This window comes from Ruegeria sp. BF8 (assembly GCF_056538625.1).
Map to the genome: position 1 here is coordinate 567,270 of NZ_JBQFTL010000002.1, position 14,828 is coordinate 582,097.

Consider the following 14,828-nt stretch of genomic DNA (forward strand, 5'->3'; position numbering starts at 1 on the left):
CCCCCTATTCCGAGTTTTGCCCGGGCTGCTTGCCCAGAATGATCATCGACAGCAGATCGTCGTCGGTCACGTCCGCGATATCGACCGTGCCGACCAGCTTGCCGTTCTTCATGACCGAGGCCCGATCACACAAATCCATGACCGCATGGACATCATGGTCGATCAGGAAAATTCCGATCCCCTGCGCCTTGAGCTGGTGAATCAGATCGGCAACCATCTGCGTCTCTTGCGGGCCCAAGGCGGCCGTCGGTTCGTCCATGATCAGGATGCGGGCGTTGAAATAGACAGCCCGCGCGATGGCCACCGACTGTCTCTGGCCACCGGACAGAGCCGAAACCGGATCGTTGAACTTTTGAAAATTGGGGTTCAGCTGCGCCATGATCTTACGGCATTCGGCCTCCATCGCCGCGTCGTTGACCAGACCGAAAGGCGTAGTCATTTCGCGTCCCAGGAACAGGTTCGAGGTGGCGTCCAGATTGTCGGCCAGGGCCAAGGTCTGGTAGATTGTCTCGATATTGTTGGCCCGCGCGTCGCGCGGATTGTTGATCTCGACCGGCTTGCCATCGATCAGGATCTGCCCGTGGTCCATCTGATAGGCTCCGGACAGGACCTTGATCAGCGTCGATTTGCCAGCCCCGTTGTGCCCCAGCAATCCCACCACCTCGCCGGGATACAGATCGACCGAGACCTGGTCGACGGCCTTGATCCCGCCGAACGAGATCGAAATGTCTCGCATCTCGACCAGAGGTGGTTGCCCGGAACCGCGACCGGATGCCGGCGGCGTTTTCTGAGTTTCCTGCGCTTGCGTCATTTTCCACCCAATCGCTTGCGATAGACGATGTCGATATAGACGGCCAGAACCAGCACGCTGCCGACGACGATGTTCTGGAACGGCGCATCCACGCCGACCATGGCCATGCCCGACTGCAGCGCCTGCATGATCAACGCACCAAGAATCGCGCCATAGATGGTGCCGATGCCGCCAGACAGGGCGGTTCCGCCAATGACCGCAGCCGCAATCACTCGCAGTTCGTCCAGTGTTCCGATGTCATTGGAATGGTTGGCCAGCCGCGCCGAGGCGACCACTGCCGAAACCGCGCACAGGAAACCCATCAGCGCAAAGATCTTGACGGTCAGCAGGCGGGTATTGATACCCGACAGCTCCGCGGCATCCGGGTTGCCGCCGGTCGCGAAGATATAGCGCCCAAAACGGGTTTTGCGGGCCACGACCGTCAGGGTCACGGCGACAATGATCAGGATCAGGACCGAGATCGGGATGCCGTATCCGACGATCAGGCCCTCGGGCATCGTCTCGCCGCGGGCTTCGAACATACGCTGCAACCGGCGCGTCGGAATGGCATAGCTGTTCAGGATGTACACATATCCCAGAATGCTTGCGGCAATGATCCCGGCGAGCGTTGCCTCGGCCCAGACGGGTTTGACCGGGAAGCCATGCGCCGCCTTGGCCCGGCGGCTGCCCCACAGCGCCCAGATCGCAATGGCCGCCGCAAACAACCCGAACAGCCAGCTTGCCGTTGTTCCCAAGGTTCCGTTCGTTCCCCCGAACATCAGGAAATTGCTGTCCAGCGGCCCGATTGTCTGCCCGCTTGTCAGATACCAAGCGACGTTGCGCCAGACCAGAAAGCCACCCAAAGTCACGATGAACGCCGGAATGGTCAGGTAGCCGACCATCCAGCCATGAAACGCTCCGATCAGCGTTCCGATGGCAAGACCGACCAGAATGGTGATGATCCAGGTGGCGGGATGGTCCAGACCCATCCCCAACACGCGCGGCAACAACTCGGTCTGCGTCATGGCCATCACCGCCGACGTGGTCGCCAGCAAAGCGCCAACGGACAGGTCGATGTGACGGGTTACGATGATGAACACCATACCGCAGGCCATGATCGCCACCGAAACCGATTGGATCGACAGGTTGAAGAGGTTGCGGGGCGTCAGGAACCGTCCGTCAGTGACGATATTGAACCCGATGCACAGGATCACGAATGCGCCGATCATACCCAAAAGCCGCATGTCCAGTTCCAGCTGTTGGAACAGGCTTGGCTTGGTTTTCTGAGGTATCGGCTGAGACGAAGTTTCGGTCATTTCCGATCTTTCAAATTCAGCAATCGTCCCCGGCCCGCCCATGCAGGCCGGGGACTTTGAAGTTTAGTTGCAGGGTGCGGGGCCGTTCTCGACGCCTTGGCACAGATCTTCCAGCGCGATCCATCCGGCATCCACAACAACCGACAGATTGTCCTTGGTAATCGGAACCGGAGCGAGGAAGACGGAATTCATCGTCGTTCCACCCGGGGAGGTCCAGCTGACCACTCCGTCGATTTCCGACGGGTCGGTGCCACTGCTGAGTGCAACGGCAATCTCGCCGGCTGCCTTGCCCAGTTCGCGGGCGTCCTTCCAGACGGAAACGGTCTGCGTACCCAAGGCCACGCGGTTCAGCGCGGCGTGATCGCCATCCTGACCCGACACTGGGATACCTTCCATGCCCTGCGCGGTCAGCGCCGCGACAACACCACCTGCGGTCCCGTCATTCGAGGCGACAACCGCATCGACCTTGTTTTCATTGGCGGTCAGGATCTGTTCCATGTTCCGCTGCGCATTGGCGGGCAACCAGCCATCGGTATAGGCTTCACCGACGATCACGATGTCACCGCTGTCCAGCGCCGCCTGAAGGACTTCCTGCTGACCACCGCGCAGGAAGTCCGCGTTCGGATCCGTAGGCGAACCCTTGATCATGACGTAGTTGCCCTTCGGCATTGCCTCGTACACGGCGCGCGCCTGCATGCGTCCCACTTCGACATTGTCGAAGGTCAGGTAGAAGGCGCGGTCGTCCTCGATCAGGCGGTCGTAGGCGATGACGGGAATACCCTCATCCGCGGCGGCCTGTACGGCCGGACCGATGGCCTGCGCGTCCTGCGCCAGAATGATCAGAGCGTCCACACCCTGTGCGATCAGGCTTTCGATGTCGGACAGCTGCTTGGCCGAGGACGACTGGGCGTCCGCCGAGATATATTCGGCGCCACCAGCCTCAAGCGCAGACTTGATTGCCGCTTCGTCCGTCTTCCAGCGCTCTTCCTGAAAGTTGGACCAGCTTACGCCGACAACCGGCTCGGCAAAGACAGCCGAGCCAACCATGGCAACAGCAGCTGAAAAGCTGAGAATTCGTTTCATGATTTCCTCCCGTTGATGGGGCCATCGCGTCATGATTCGCGGCCCTCGTATTTCTGCGTATCATATTTATTTCAGCGGGTAAAATATTTACTCTGTTCGTGGGTCCCAAATCCCAATAGATTGAGGCCTAAAGAAGATTCGCGGAGACAAGATGCTGAAAAGCAAGGCTTCTCAAAACTCGCTGGACCAACGGAATGCCACGCGCCTGCGGGTGTTGGAACATATCCGGACCAAGGGGTCGATTTCGCGGATCGACATCGCATCGGCCCTGCAGACCAGCCCGGCCACCGTAACCGCCGCAACCGCTGACCTGATTTCCGCCGGCCTGGTCCGAGAGACCGAAGGCGAGGCCCACTCCAAATCGGCCAAACGCGGGCGGCCGCCGGTTCTTCTGCAACTGGACGGGCCCTCCTATCTTGTGGCGGGCCTCAAGGTCGCGCGCCAGGTCATCTCGGTCATCCTGGTCGATTTCGAAGGCAACGAAGTCACCTCGCACATGTACGCCCTGCAAGATGCCAGGATGTCACCGCGCGATTTCGTCCGCACCGTGCGCCTTGCGCTTGAGGAGACCTGCGCAAAGATCGACCGCACGATCGACGGGCTTTCAGGTGTTTCCATTGGCATCGCCGGTTTGGTCGATGCCGAGAGGAATTTCGTGCACTGGTCATCTTCGATCACCGAGCGCAATGTGAACTTCGCCGCGTTTCTCGATGAAGGTCTGCCCTGCCCGGCCTTTATCGAAAACGACGCAAACCTGGTGGCCAAGGCCGAACAGCTGTTCGGGCTGGGCAGGGGCCTGTCGAACTTTCTTGTCGTCACGATCGAACACGGTGTCGGACTGGGCATCGTTCTGGACGGCAAGCTGTTCCGGGGCAACCATGGCTGCGGAGCCGAATTCGGGCATGCCAAGGTCCAGTTGGACGGGGCGCTGTGCCAATGCGGGCAACGGGGATGCCTCGAGGCCTATGTCGGCGACTATGCATTGATCCGAGAAATGACGGTCGCCGGGCAAAGCAGCGCGTTGGAAACCGTATCCGACATTCACGACCGCGCGCACGCCGGAGACCAACGGGCGATTTCCGTTCTGGCTCGCGCGGGCCAGATGTTCGGCTTGGGCCTGTCAAACCTCATCAATCTTTTTGCCCCCGATTGCATCATTCTGTCCGGAGCCCAGGTCAGCTTTGAGCACCTGTGTTCGGACGACGTGATGGCGCGCATTCGAAACGGAGTGGTGAATGTCGACACCGCCCTGCCCGAGATCAAGGTGCATCATTGGGGCGACCTCATGTGGGCCAAGGGCGCGGCGGCCTACGGGATCGAGCAAGTGTCCATCCTGAAGGTGCAGGAGATCGCAGCCCATGCGAGCTGAACTCGCCCTGGTGGCGGCCCTCGCCACGACCGCCAGTGCCGATCCTGCCATCCCCCGGTATCAACCGATCGACATTCCCTCTCATGTCTACGACGGCGGCTGGGAGCATTTCGTGGGTGGTGGCGTCGCGGTTTTCGACTGCAGCGGGGACGGCTTGCCGGAACTCTTCCTTGCTGGTGGGGCGAACCCATCGCAGCTGTTCCGAAACACCTCTCAGGCGCAAATCTCCTTTCAGGCAAGCACGCCAGAGCCGCTGTCCCTGACAGGTGTGACCGGCGCCTACCCGATGGACATCGACGGCGACGCCATCCTGGACCTTGTGGTTCTGCGCGTTGGGGCGGATCTGTTGCTCAAAGGTGGGCCCGATTGCCAGTTCAGCCCATTCGCAGGGCTTGGGTTTGTGCCCGATGACCACTGGACCACGGCCTTCACGGCCACGTGGGAACCCGGACAGACACTGCCCACTCTCGCCTTCGGAACCTATGTGGACCGCGACAATCCGAATGGCCCATTCGAGGCCTGCGGCCCCACTCTGCTGTACCGCCCCCTTGGTGAAACCTATGGCCCGCCCGTTCGGCTGGAACCTGGGTACTGTGCGCTGTCGGCTTTGTTCTCGGATTGGGGCCGGGCCGGGCGCGCGGATCTGCGGATCAGCAACGATCGGCACTACTATGTCCGTGGCGGACAGGAACAGATGTGGGCGATGGAAGAAACTCCGCGCCTGTATGATCAGGCAGAAGGTTGGTTGCCCTACTCGATCTGGGGCATGGGCATCGCGTCGCGCGATCTGACGGGGGATGGCTATCCCGATGTCTACCTGACCTCGATGGGAGATCAGAAATTCCAGATTTTCGACCCCGAAGCCGGCGGTCCCACATGGCGTGATGCGACCTATGACAAGGGCACGACCGCACATCGGCCGCACATCGGCGCGGACGGGCGACCATCGACCGGTTGGCACGCGCAATTCGCGGATGTGAACAACGATGGGCGTGACGACATTTTCGTCGCGAAGGGCAATGTCGAGCAGATGCCGGATGCGGCTCAGGACGATCCCAACAGCCTGTTGCTGCAGCTGGAATCCGGTCAGTTTTTCGAATCCGCGGCTGAGGCCGGTGTGGCGTCGATGGCCAAATCTCGCGGCGCCGCGCTGCATGATCTGAACAATGACGGCTGGTTGGACCTGGTTGTGGTCAATCGCGGATCACCCGCCGAAATCTATCAGAACCAGCCCGCAACAGGGAACTGGGTCATGATGGATATGGGCCAGCATGACATCAATTCGCAGGCCATCGGCGCCTTTGTCGAAGTCCGGACCGCTGCCGGAATTCAGACCCGCGAGATCACGATCGGCGGAGGCCATGCCAGCGGGATGGCAGGGCCGCATCATTTCGGTCTGGGCGACGCCAGGACCGTGGACATTCGTGTCGTCTGGCCCGGCGGAGCCCCCTCGGACTGGGAGACATACGACACCAACCGGATCATCCGACTGCGGCGCTGATCACTTGTCGACTGGCAGCCCACTGGGCACTCGCTCTGGTACACCCAGCCGTTCGGCAGGATCCTCCAGCGCGGCCAGAAAACTCAGGATGTCGTCAATCTCTGCATCTGACAGGGCAATCGGTTGCAGTTCGTTGGCCGCGGCGATGGCATCGACCAAGGCCGGATCCTGTAGCGGCCGTTGATCATCGGCTCCGGGAAAGACAGGCAGCTCTGCCATTTCGATCGAGTAGCGCCGCAACGCGCCTTCGGGGTCAAGGTGGTGCCTAACCACGTCCTCGAGCCGAGCATAGGCACCATCGTGACCATAGGGCGCAGTCAGCGTCACATTGCGCAGCGACGGTGTCCGGAACGCAAACGCATCTTCGGCTGCACCGGTTACGCGCAGTCGACCATCATCCCGGACGTGGTTTTCAAAACGAGCAGCCTTTCCCGGACCGATCTGCGGCATCGCGATCGCATGAAACCCGTGGTCAGTCTGAAACCACCCCGAATGGCACGATCCGCAACCGGCCTTGCCGTAAAACAGCTGCATGCCGCGCGCCGCGTCGGGCGGCAGAGGTTCCCCTCCGCGCATCGCGCGATCAAAGGGGCTGTTGTCGGCACGCCATTCAAAGGCGATGAAATCGGCAATCACATTGGCGATGGCTACGAACGAGACCTCCTTTTCGGGGGTCACGTCGCGGAACATCCTTTGATATTCCGGAACCAAAGCCACCCGCCCGGCGATCAGGTCCCATGCACCACCCTGTTGCGTCAGAAGGCCCAGCCGCACCGCCTTGCTGATCGGGTTTTCCGAATAATGTCCGGCCATCTCATCGGGCGACAGAACCGGGAACATGGCCTGGGCCGCCAACGCCGAGCGGAACCCCGGCCGCATATGCTGCCCCAACGGTGTTCTGATGCCGAAAGGTTGCTCAGGATCATCCTCGAGCCTGCCGTCGTGAAAGAACGTCGTGAACTCGGTCGCGCCAAGGTTCCAGAGGGCCGGAGAGTTGCGCGGGATGCGCTGTTCGGGCAGGTTGTCGGACCCAAGCCCGCGGGCGCTGCCCAGCCCAATCCCGCCTTCTCCGATGCCCAGCGACATCCCGTCCGAGGTCCCGAACCGTGGGTGATGGCAGGTGGCGCAACTGATGTTTTCGTTTCCCGACAGGATCGGGTCGTAGAACAGCATTTGCCCCAGTTCCACGATCGCAAGGTCGGGCTCGATGAACTCGGGAGCCGGGCCAAGGTTCTGGGCCGCTGTCCCGGTGGCAAAGCTGGCGAAAACAGCCAAGGCCGATAAGGAACGGATCACGCTCATGCCCCTGCCTCGGATATCTCAAGCATCAGCGTCTGGTGATACGGTTTCTCGGACGTACATATGATCGAGGGGAACGCGGGGACGTTCGGCGCATTCGGATAGCCCGATGGCTCGATACAGAGCCCGGCATGCGGCGCAAATGGCGCGGACAAATGGGCGGCAGAGTAGACCTGCGCCCCGGGCTGATCGGAATGGACCGTCATCGTCAATCCCGACGGCGCCGCAAGGGTGGCAACCGGTTGGGCCACCTTGCCGCCGGTGCCGAACAGGAAGAAGTGATCGAGGTCCGTGGCGGCCTGTCCGATCGGTTCGGGGGCCGCGAAATCCAGCCCGACCGATGCAGAGTCGACGATCCCGCCAGACGGTATCCCCTGATCGTCCAGTTCCAAGTGACGATCTGACGCCAACTGCAATCGGTGCTCGGAGATGCCTCGAGCGGACCCCAACGTGTAGTAGTTGTGTTGCGCGATGCTGATCGGGGTCGGCCTGTCCGGCCAGGCAGAGATCGAATATGTCAGGCGAGGGAAATCCAACCGGACCCTGACCTCGAAGCGCACAGCCCCCGGAAATCCGCCCGCGCCGTGGGGCGAGACATGGACCAGCACCGCCTCGCACGGCGAAAGCTGCTCGACCTGCCAGAACTGGCGCGAGAGCCCTTCTGCTCCCCCATGCAGCGTATTCGACCCTTCGTTCGCAATCAGCGCATGATAAGTGCCGTCCAAATCGAACCCTGCGCCGCCGATCCGGTTGGCAACCCGCCCGACGAGCGCGCCCAGATAGAACGGGTCGTTCAGGTATTCGGTCGGGTCGTCATAGCCAAGGATCAGCGGTTGGCCCTTGTACCACCACCCTTGCGTGATCGCTCCATAGCCCAGCAATGACACCCGCATGTCCCCGTCTTGCAGGACGATAACCGGGATATCAGTGCAATCAGTGCGACTTTTGTTCATCATCCAGCCAATGGCGCCAGCGCCTTGTAATACGCTCTGTATCGTCTGTAGGCGCTGTCATAGGCTTCGGTCAAATCACTCTGCGGTTCGATGATGGCGTCGATCTCTGGCGGGGTCATGATCTGTTCGGGTGTTGCGTCTCCGGCTGCGCACATGGCCAGCCGCGCGGCACCAGTCGCAGCCCCGAACGCGCTTCCCTTGGGCAGGGCCAGCGGCACATTCAGCGTGGTGGCGATGGTCTGAAGCCAGTAGCGGGACCGCGCACCGCCACCTACGGCAATCAACTGCGCCGGTTCGGTACCGGTGCTCCTCAGGGCCTCAAGGCAATCGCGCATTGCAAAACCGACACCCTCCATCACTGCCTGCACCAGATCCGTCGGCTCCGAAGCGATGTCTAGGCCCAGAAAAGCTCCTCGGATGGTGCTGTCATTATGCGGCGTCCGCTCGCCGGACAGGTAGGGCAGAAAGGTCAACGACGACGGCCCGTTTGGCTGGTCGGGCAGCGCCCCGGCCAGCGCCTCGACCGGTTGGCCCAGATTGCGTGACAGCCAGTTCAGGCTGTTGGTCGCCGACAGGATGACGCCCATCTGAATCCATCGCCGAGGCACCGCGTGGCAAAAGCAATGAACCGCCGTCTCGGGTGCCGGTACATAGCTGTTCCGAGCCATCAGCAGCACACCCGAGGTGCCAAGAGACAGAAACCCGGACCCCTCGTCGATGCTGCCGATACCGCAAGCGGCCGCGGCGTTGTCGCCAGCACTGCCAGCGACCACAACCGGGCCGGACAGCCCCCATTCCCGAAGCAGTTCATCCCGCAGTTCGCCACCATGGTCAGTGCCCTCGACCAGTCGCGGCATCTGATCGGGCCTCATGTGACCCAACTCCAGCGCCCTGTCCGACCAGTCTCGCGCGCCGACATCCAGCCAGGACGTTCCCGCGCTGTCGGACATGTCACTGACATATTCCCCGGTCAGCCAGAACCGCAGATAATCCTTCGGCAACAACACCATGGCCGTTCGGGCGAACAGGTCGGGTTCATGGGCACGGACCCATTCCAGCTTGGGCGCGGTGAACCCGGGGAACACGATATTGCCCGTGATCTCGCGCATCCCGGGGGTCTGGTCCAACTCTTTGGCCTCTTGCGCCGATCTGGTGTCATTCCACAGAATGCACGGCCGCAGGACGGTGCCGTCCCGATCCAACAGCGTTGCGCCGTGCATGTGGCCACTCAGTCCGATCGCCCGCAGTTGCGCCAGTGCATCGCCGTTCGTCTCACGCAGCCGGCCCATGACGGTCGCGCAGGCGTCGATCCAGTCCTGCGGGGCTTGTTCGGACCATCCCGGTTGCGGGTTCGACGTGGCGATCTCAGCCTCAGCCTCGGCCAGAACCTGCCCGGCTTCGTCCACAAGAATTCCCCTGAGACCCGAAGTTCCCAGATCCAAACCCAGATACACGAGACGCGCCCTCACCCATATTATTTTAGTTGGTAAAATTATTAACCGAGATCAGAAAATGTCAACACCGGAATCCGCCGCGCAAATTCATACGAGACAAATAGGGCGGAACGTTCGGCCCCACCAGGCTTCTTTGATCGGCAGCGGATCAGCCAGTACTCTGCCAATAGGCTGTTTGCGCGCTGAAGACGTAGTTCGCTGTAGTTTGCCAACTCTTGCGCATGCTGCCCTATATCTCCGAGATCAAGGCGGGAGTCTCATTGCATGACGACCGCAACATGGGGCATGGCTGAAATTCAACCTGCAAGGAAAGCGCGCGCGTTCTTTGGGTTGCGCCCATCAGGTTTGACGGATGGCGACTTCCCATTTCTCGGCGAACGGGCCTCAGGGATCCGGGCGCAGGCACAGCCAGATCAGAAAGCCCAGGTAAAGAAAGACGGTAACGTTCAGAACGGTATCCAGAAACTCGCCTGTCATGGCCCTTCCTCCCGCGCCAGCACCCGGAACAGACAGACCACCAGAACCGGAACTATGAAAACAAAGGCGATCGCCGAAATTGCGATCACAGATCGCACCAGCCCGATATCCCCGACAAAGACCATGGCAAGCCCAAGCGCACCCAGAATTGCCCCCCACACCGTGCGGATCCGGGGAGACGGGTTTTCATCACCACCGGTTCCGATCATCGCGAGGGTAAATCCGGCGCTGACAACGCTGGTGACCACAAACAGAAACGCGGCGACGATGGTCGCTGTCTGCGTCAGTCCGGACAGTGGAAACCGCTGAAGCAACGCGAATGTGGTCGCGTCAAGATTCTGCTGATTGACCACGGACAAGGAACCTTGCTGCCGCAGCGCGTCGAAAAACCCAAGCCCGCCAAACACGCCAAACCAAAGGATCGAGAACAAGGTTGGCGCGACGATCACACCCAGAAGAAACGCCCGGATCGTTCGGCCCCGGGAAATCCGGGCGATGAAGATACCGACGAACGGCGACCAGGCCAGCCACCAGATCATGTAGTTCAGAGTCCAATCCTGGAACCAGTTGACGAGGTCGTCACCAAAGAACTCGGCCGTGGCAAACCCTGCGGGCAGAACGTGGAACACGTATCGTCCGAAGCCGCTCACGATACCGTTCATCAGGTATGAGGTGGGACCAAGGATCAACAGATAGATCATCATTGCCACGGCAATCAGCATCGCAGCATTGGACAGCTTGGCCATGCCGTCCCCCAGATCCCGGCGCAGAGGGATGACAAAGGCCACACACATGGCGAAAAAGACCGGAAGCGTCAGAGCCGCCGAATCCGCCACGCCAAGCAATCCGGCCAACCCGGTTTGCACCTGAAACACCCCCATGGCCAGCGAGCCAGCCAAACCCACGGCAATGGCAACGATTGACAGAAGGTCAAAGCCCCAGCCCATCGTCCGAACCCACGGGGCCGACCCCAGAGCGTCGTTCAACGGCGCGCTCAGCAACAGAGTGCCCCCACGGCGGAAGGCGAAATAGGCAATGATCAGACCGACCACCCCGTAGATTGCCCAGGCATGAAAGCCCCAGTTCAGGTAGGTTACGAACAGAGCGTTTCCGGCGGCCCTCGGATCTGGCTCGTATTTTCTGAGCTCTTCGAAATGGGTCAGCGGCTCGGCTGCACCATAAAACAGCAGCCCAACCCCCATCCCGGCCGCAAACAGCATGGCGATCCATGCGGGAGTCGAAAACTCGGGCTCGGCACCATCCGGCCCCAACCGGATGCGCCCAAAGCGCGAAAAGGCCAGAAACAGCGCAACGAACAACAGGCCGCTGGCTTCGAGCATGATGAACCAGCCCCGGCTTTCGAACTGCGTCGCAACCGCGGCAGACGCCAACCGGCCCAGCCCCGCCGGGTCGACAAGACCCCAAATCGCGATGCCTGCGCTGATCGCAAGCGCGATAACAAGCAGCGAGTTGGTCGATGTGCGGCGCATGGGCTTTGGTCCTTGGATTTGATCCAACGCCGAGCGTAGAGACCCGCTTGCAACCTGTCCAGAAATCAACTCTTTCGAGAATTTTGTTTGAGAACAGCCGAATATCTGTGCCTAATGGCGGAACCGACCAACGGTGGCGGGCCGCAATGGTGCTGAGCCCGCAGGAGACGTGCATGGCAACTCAACCCAAGGCCGACAACCAACGCGTGGGCAAGCCTGGGCTGACCTTCTGGTATCAGCTGGTTGTTCTGCTGTTTCTGACCATCGCGTCATTGGTGCTGGCGTCCTCGGTTCTGATACCGCTTGCCTTCGCCATACTGTTGTTTGTGCTGCTCACTGCAACATCTGACCGGATCCACCGGATCGTCATTCTGGGCCATTCCGTACCAAAATGGATGGCGCATCTTGGGGCATTGTGCCTGATCCTGTTTGGATTGCTGATCATCCTGTCGATCCTGTCCAGCCAGGCCGGTCTGGTGTCCGAGGCTTTCCCTAAATACGAAGAGCGCCTGTCCGGTATTCTGGCAAAACTTGTCGCCCTCGTCGGCAACGAGAACTATGCCGCGGCCCAGAAGGCGCTAAGCCAGATCAACCTGTCGGGTTTTGCCGGCAGCATCATCGGGTCCGCCGGCGCCTTTCTCAGCGCCTTCTTCCTTGTACTGCTCTATGTGCCGTTCATGCTGGTTGAACGCGTGCCGATGCAAACCAAGATTGACCTCGCGATCTCGGATCCAACGCTTGCCAACAAAGTTCGCAACGTGCTGCACAGCACGTCCGCCAGCATCCAGCGCTATGTCGGGATCAAGACTTTCGTCAGCGCGCTAACCGGGTTCGGCAGCTTTCTTGTCATGTGGGCGGTCGGGTTGGATTTCGCCGAAACCTGGGCGGTTCTGGCCTTTCTGTTGAATTTCATCCCCACGGTCGGCTCGATCATCGGTGTCGCCCTGCCCTCTCTGGTCGCTCTTGTCCAGTTCGAGGAACTGAGCCCGTTCCTGATGGTGCTGTTGGGGTGCGGGGCCGTGCAATTCTCGGTCGGAAACATTCTTGAGCCGACCTTGCTGGGCAAAAGCCTGAACTTGTCCCCTCTCATGGTCATACTGGCCCTGACATTCTGGACCGCGATCTGGGGCATTCCCGGTGCGCTGATGAGCGTGCCGATCACTGTCTGCATCATGATCATTCTGACCCACATTCCGGCCACGCGCCCCATCGCCATACTGATGTCGGGCGATGGCCGTGTGGGTCCCAAAGACTGATCTCGATGCCGCCAAACCGGATTATCGGCCCATCGCCCGCGCGACTGGCCGCTTCACGAAAGGACAAAGCCGATGGTTACCAAAGCGGAACTTGAACAGCAGGTTGCTGAGTTGAAGCGACAGCTTGAAGAGCAGGCCGAGGACAAAAAGTCGGGCGCGCGCAAGGCGGGCGAAAAGGTGAAAGAGGCCGTCCAGGACATTCCCGATAAGTTGTCGGCCGAGTTCGAAGACTGGTCCGGTGAGATCGAAACCGCGCTGGCCGAGCTGGATGCCATGCCACACAAGAAAGCCATCCTGTTCGCCCTGGGCGTTTTCGCTCTGGGCTACGTGATCGGTCGGTCCAGGTAGGAGACAGTCAGATGAGCCGCATTTCCCGAAACATTTCCATCATCCTGCGTACCGAACGGCTGATCGCTCAGCGGAACATGACCGTCTTGGCCAAACGCGCGGGCTTTTTCGCCGCAGCCGGATTGGCGGGCGGGTTGGCCATCATCATGCTGAATGTCGCGGGCTATCTTGCTCTGGCGTCAGTGATGTCCAAGCCGTTGGCTGCACTGGTCATCGCCCTGATCAACCTGATCGTGGCGCTGATACTCGCGGCTATCGCCAACTCGGTCAGCGCCGAGGCCGACACTGCGCCAGTAGCAGAACTGCGCGACATGGCGATCGGCGATATCGAGGCCGAGGTTCAGGACATGATGTCAGAGGCTCGCGAGACGGTCCGCGACCTTAGAACCGTCTCACGCGACCCTCTGGGAACGCTTGCCCCCGGGTTGGTGACCATGATCGCAAGCGCCGTTCTGAAACACCTGAAGAACCGCAAAGAGTAAGCGGCGACTGTCGCCTAGACGGTCGCCCCTTTCTGGCGGATCAGACAACCAATGCTGCTGGCGCAAACACCGACCAGAACGCCGATGATCAGCTCCATGGGCTCGACCTTGGCAAAGGTCCAATGCGCGAAAGCCAGGGTTTCCAGTATGCCGATCACCGCGCCCATCGTCGCGGCCAACCACAGTTGGCGGGTCATCATGCCCACCGCAAGGCCCAGAATGCCGGGCAGGCTCAGGATGTTGCCGCCGATTGTTCCAAGAATCTCAAGCATGTCGTGCCACTCCTAGTCGGATGCGCTGTTCAGGAATGATCGGATCTCGGCCGCGCCGGTACTCTGCGCAATTTCGGTGCCGGTCACCGGATCCAGCGAGGCGACCACTTTCTGATACTCCTCCAGATAGCCCGGCGGCAGGCTGTGCGCGATGCCCTGGTGGCAGTCGATGCAGGTCATGTTCTCGTCGATCGCACGCTGGTGTTCGTTGGCGGCGCGCGTTTCCTGAATGGTGAAGTCCATATATTCGAAATTGTGACAGTTGCGGCATTCGCGGCTGTCCGAGGCCTTCATCTTTTTCCACACGGCCGAGGCCATCTGCAGGCGGTGATCCTCGTATTTCTCGGGCGTGCTGATGGTGCCGACCAGCTCGTGATAGACGTCTTTCACCGCCATGATCTTGGCTTCGATCTTGAAGCTCCATTCCTTGGGCACGTGGCAATCGGAACAGATGGCCCGTACGCCGGAATGGTTGTTGTAGTGGATCGTTTCCCGGTATTCGCCAAGGTTGGTTTCCATCGTGTGGCACGAGACGCAGAATTCTTCGGTATTCGTCATCTCAAGGGTCCAGTGGAACCCACCCCAGAACAGGATGCCGGCCAGAAAGCCCGCCAGAACCAGAAAGCCTGCGCTGAACGCGGCGGCCGGAGTCCAGATCCACGCCCAGATGCGGCCGATCAAGCCGCGCTTTTCAGGAGAGTCTGCCATATTTGGTGCTCCTTTCAGTCCAAAGCTGGA

General features: G+C 60.6%; 14 protein-coding genes. 5 read left to right on the plus strand and 9 right to left on the minus strand.

Annotated features, from left to right (window positions below; all coding sequences use genetic code 11):
- Positions 1-4 precede the first annotated feature (4 nt).
- From ACR0LD_RS10355 to xylF, 3 genes are all read right to left on the minus strand, one after another.
- The gene (locus ACR0LD_RS10355; RefSeq protein WP_480636860.1) at positions 5-736 is read right to left on the minus strand and encodes an ATP-binding cassette domain-containing protein; all 732 of its coding nucleotides are present in this window, start codon (positions 734-736) and stop codon (positions 5-7) included.
- Positions 737-807: 71 nt separating this feature from the next.
- Positions 808-2,106: a sugar ABC transporter permease gene (locus tag ACR0LD_RS10360; protein WP_170339578.1), complete on the minus strand. Its 1,299-nt coding sequence runs from the start codon at positions 2,104-2,106 to the stop codon at positions 808-810.
- 63 nt (positions 2,107-2,169) lie between these two features.
- Complete coding sequence (gene xylF, locus ACR0LD_RS10365) at positions 2,170-3,189, minus strand: D-xylose ABC transporter substrate-binding protein (RefSeq protein ID WP_170365098.1); 1,020 nt, start codon at positions 3,187-3,189, stop codon at positions 2,170-2,172.
- A 151-nt stretch (positions 3,190-3,340) separates the two neighbouring features.
- On the opposite strand from xylF, the gene ACR0LD_RS10370 reads away from it, so the two are divergent.
- Together ACR0LD_RS10370 and ACR0LD_RS10375 are read left to right on the plus strand one after the other, a co-directional pair.
- Positions 3,341-4,558: an ROK family protein gene (locus ACR0LD_RS10370; protein WP_480636792.1), complete on the plus strand. Its 1,218-nt coding sequence runs from the start codon at positions 3,341-3,343 to the stop codon at positions 4,556-4,558.
- Positions 4,548-6,059 (plus strand): CRTAC1 family protein, encoded by a 1,512-nt coding sequence (locus ACR0LD_RS10375; RefSeq protein ID WP_480636794.1) that lies wholly within the window; start codon positions 4,548-4,550, stop codon positions 6,057-6,059. The genes ACR0LD_RS10370 and ACR0LD_RS10375 overlap by 11 nt, the downstream gene beginning before the upstream one ends.
- Here ACR0LD_RS10375 and ACR0LD_RS10380 read toward each other — a convergent pair whose 3' ends face one another.
- The 4 genes from ACR0LD_RS10380 to ACR0LD_RS10395 all read right to left on the minus strand — a co-directional run bounded on the left by ACR0LD_RS10380 (position 6,060) and on the right by ACR0LD_RS10395 (position 11,732).
- Positions 6,060-7,361: a cytochrome-c peroxidase gene (locus tag ACR0LD_RS10380; RefSeq protein WP_480636796.1), complete on the minus strand. Its 1,302-nt coding sequence runs from the start codon at positions 7,359-7,361 to the stop codon at positions 6,060-6,062.
- A complete protein-coding gene (locus tag ACR0LD_RS10385) occupies positions 7,358-8,314 on the minus strand; it encodes an aldose epimerase family protein (RefSeq protein ID WP_480636798.1) in 957 nt (318 codons plus the stop codon). The genes ACR0LD_RS10380 and ACR0LD_RS10385 overlap by 4 nt, the downstream gene beginning before the upstream one ends.
- Positions 8,311-9,765: a xylulokinase gene (gene xylB, locus ACR0LD_RS10390; RefSeq protein ID WP_480636800.1), complete on the minus strand. Its 1,455-nt coding sequence runs from the start codon at positions 9,763-9,765 to the stop codon at positions 8,311-8,313. The genes ACR0LD_RS10385 and xylB overlap by 4 nt, the downstream gene beginning before the upstream one ends.
- A 473-nt stretch (positions 9,766-10,238) precedes the next feature.
- Positions 10,239-11,732: a BCCT family transporter gene (locus tag ACR0LD_RS10395; protein ID WP_170454122.1), complete on the minus strand. Its 1,494-nt coding sequence runs from the start codon at positions 11,730-11,732 to the stop codon at positions 10,239-10,241.
- A gap of 173 nt (positions 11,733-11,905) precedes the next feature.
- On the opposite strand from ACR0LD_RS10395, the gene ACR0LD_RS10400 reads away from it, so the two are divergent.
- The 3 genes from ACR0LD_RS10400 to ACR0LD_RS10410 all read left to right on the plus strand — a co-directional run bounded on the left by ACR0LD_RS10400 (position 11,906) and on the right by ACR0LD_RS10410 (position 13,818).
- Positions 11,906-12,988, plus strand: a complete 1,083-nt coding sequence (locus tag ACR0LD_RS10400; protein WP_480636803.1) for an AI-2E family transporter — start codon at positions 11,906-11,908, stop codon at positions 12,986-12,988.
- Between the two features lie 72 nt (positions 12,989-13,060).
- Positions 13,061-13,336, plus strand: coding sequence for a hypothetical protein (locus ACR0LD_RS10405; protein ID WP_170339561.1), 276 nt, complete (start codon positions 13,061-13,063; stop codon positions 13,334-13,336).
- A gap of 11 nt (positions 13,337-13,347) precedes the next feature.
- Entirely contained in the window at positions 13,348-13,818 is a 471-nt protein-coding gene (locus ACR0LD_RS10410; RefSeq protein WP_170339560.1) for a phage holin family protein, read from the plus strand.
- Positions 13,819-13,832: 14 nt separating this feature from the next.
- Here ACR0LD_RS10410 and ACR0LD_RS10415 read toward each other — a convergent pair whose 3' ends face one another.
- The gene (locus ACR0LD_RS10415) at positions 13,833-14,090 is read right to left on the minus strand and encodes a hypothetical protein (protein ID WP_093964456.1); all 258 of its coding nucleotides are present in this window, start codon (positions 14,088-14,090) and stop codon (positions 13,833-13,835) included.
- A 12-nt stretch (positions 14,091-14,102) separates the two neighbouring features.
- A complete protein-coding gene (locus tag ACR0LD_RS10420; protein ID WP_170367712.1) occupies positions 14,103-14,798 on the minus strand; it encodes a NapC/NirT family cytochrome c in 696 nt (231 codons plus the stop codon).
- Positions 14,799-14,828: the final 30 nt, after the last annotated feature.

Excerpts from the sequence above, each read along its gene's own strand:
- ACR0LD_RS10355 (WP_480636860.1), bottom strand. The coding sequence starts at position 736 with ATGCGAGACATTTCGATCTCGTTCGGCGGGATCAAGGCCGTCGACCAG.
- ACR0LD_RS10360 (WP_170339578.1), bottom strand. The coding sequence starts at position 2,106 with ATGACCGAAACTTCGTCTCAGCCGATACCTCAGAAAACCAAGCCAAGC.
- xylF (WP_170365098.1), bottom strand. The coding sequence starts at position 3,189 with ATGAAACGAATTCTCAGCTTTTCAGCTGCTGTTGCCATGGTTGGCTCG.
- ACR0LD_RS10370 (WP_480636792.1), top strand. The coding sequence starts at position 3,341 with ATGCTGAAAAGCAAGGCTTCTCAAAACTCGCTGGACCAACGGAATGCC.
- ACR0LD_RS10375 (WP_480636794.1), top strand. The coding sequence starts at position 4,548 with ATGCGAGCTGAACTCGCCCTGGTGGCGGCCCTCGCCACGACCGCCAGT.
- ACR0LD_RS10380 (WP_480636796.1), bottom strand. The coding sequence starts at position 7,361 with ATGAGCGTGATCCGTTCCTTATCGGCCTTGGCTGTTTTCGCCAGCTTT.
- ACR0LD_RS10385 (WP_480636798.1), bottom strand. The coding sequence starts at position 8,314 with ATGATGAACAAAAGTCGCACTGATTGCACTGATATCCCGGTTATCGTC.
- ACR0LD_RS10395 (WP_170454122.1), bottom strand. The coding sequence starts at position 11,732 with ATGCGCCGCACATCGACCAACTCGCTGCTTGTTATCGCGCTTGCGATC.
- ACR0LD_RS10400 (WP_480636803.1), top strand. The coding sequence starts at position 11,906 with ATGGCAACTCAACCCAAGGCCGACAACCAACGCGTGGGCAAGCCTGGG.
- ACR0LD_RS10405 (WP_170339561.1), top strand. The coding sequence starts at position 13,061 with ATGGTTACCAAAGCGGAACTTGAACAGCAGGTTGCTGAGTTGAAGCGA.
- ACR0LD_RS10410 (WP_170339560.1), top strand. The coding sequence starts at position 13,348 with ATGAGCCGCATTTCCCGAAACATTTCCATCATCCTGCGTACCGAACGG.
- ACR0LD_RS10415 (WP_093964456.1), bottom strand. The coding sequence starts at position 14,090 with ATGCTTGAGATTCTTGGAACAATCGGCGGCAACATCCTGAGCCTGCCC.
- ACR0LD_RS10420 (WP_170367712.1), bottom strand. The coding sequence starts at position 14,798 with ATGGCAGACTCTCCTGAAAAGCGCGGCTTGATCGGCCGCATCTGGGCG.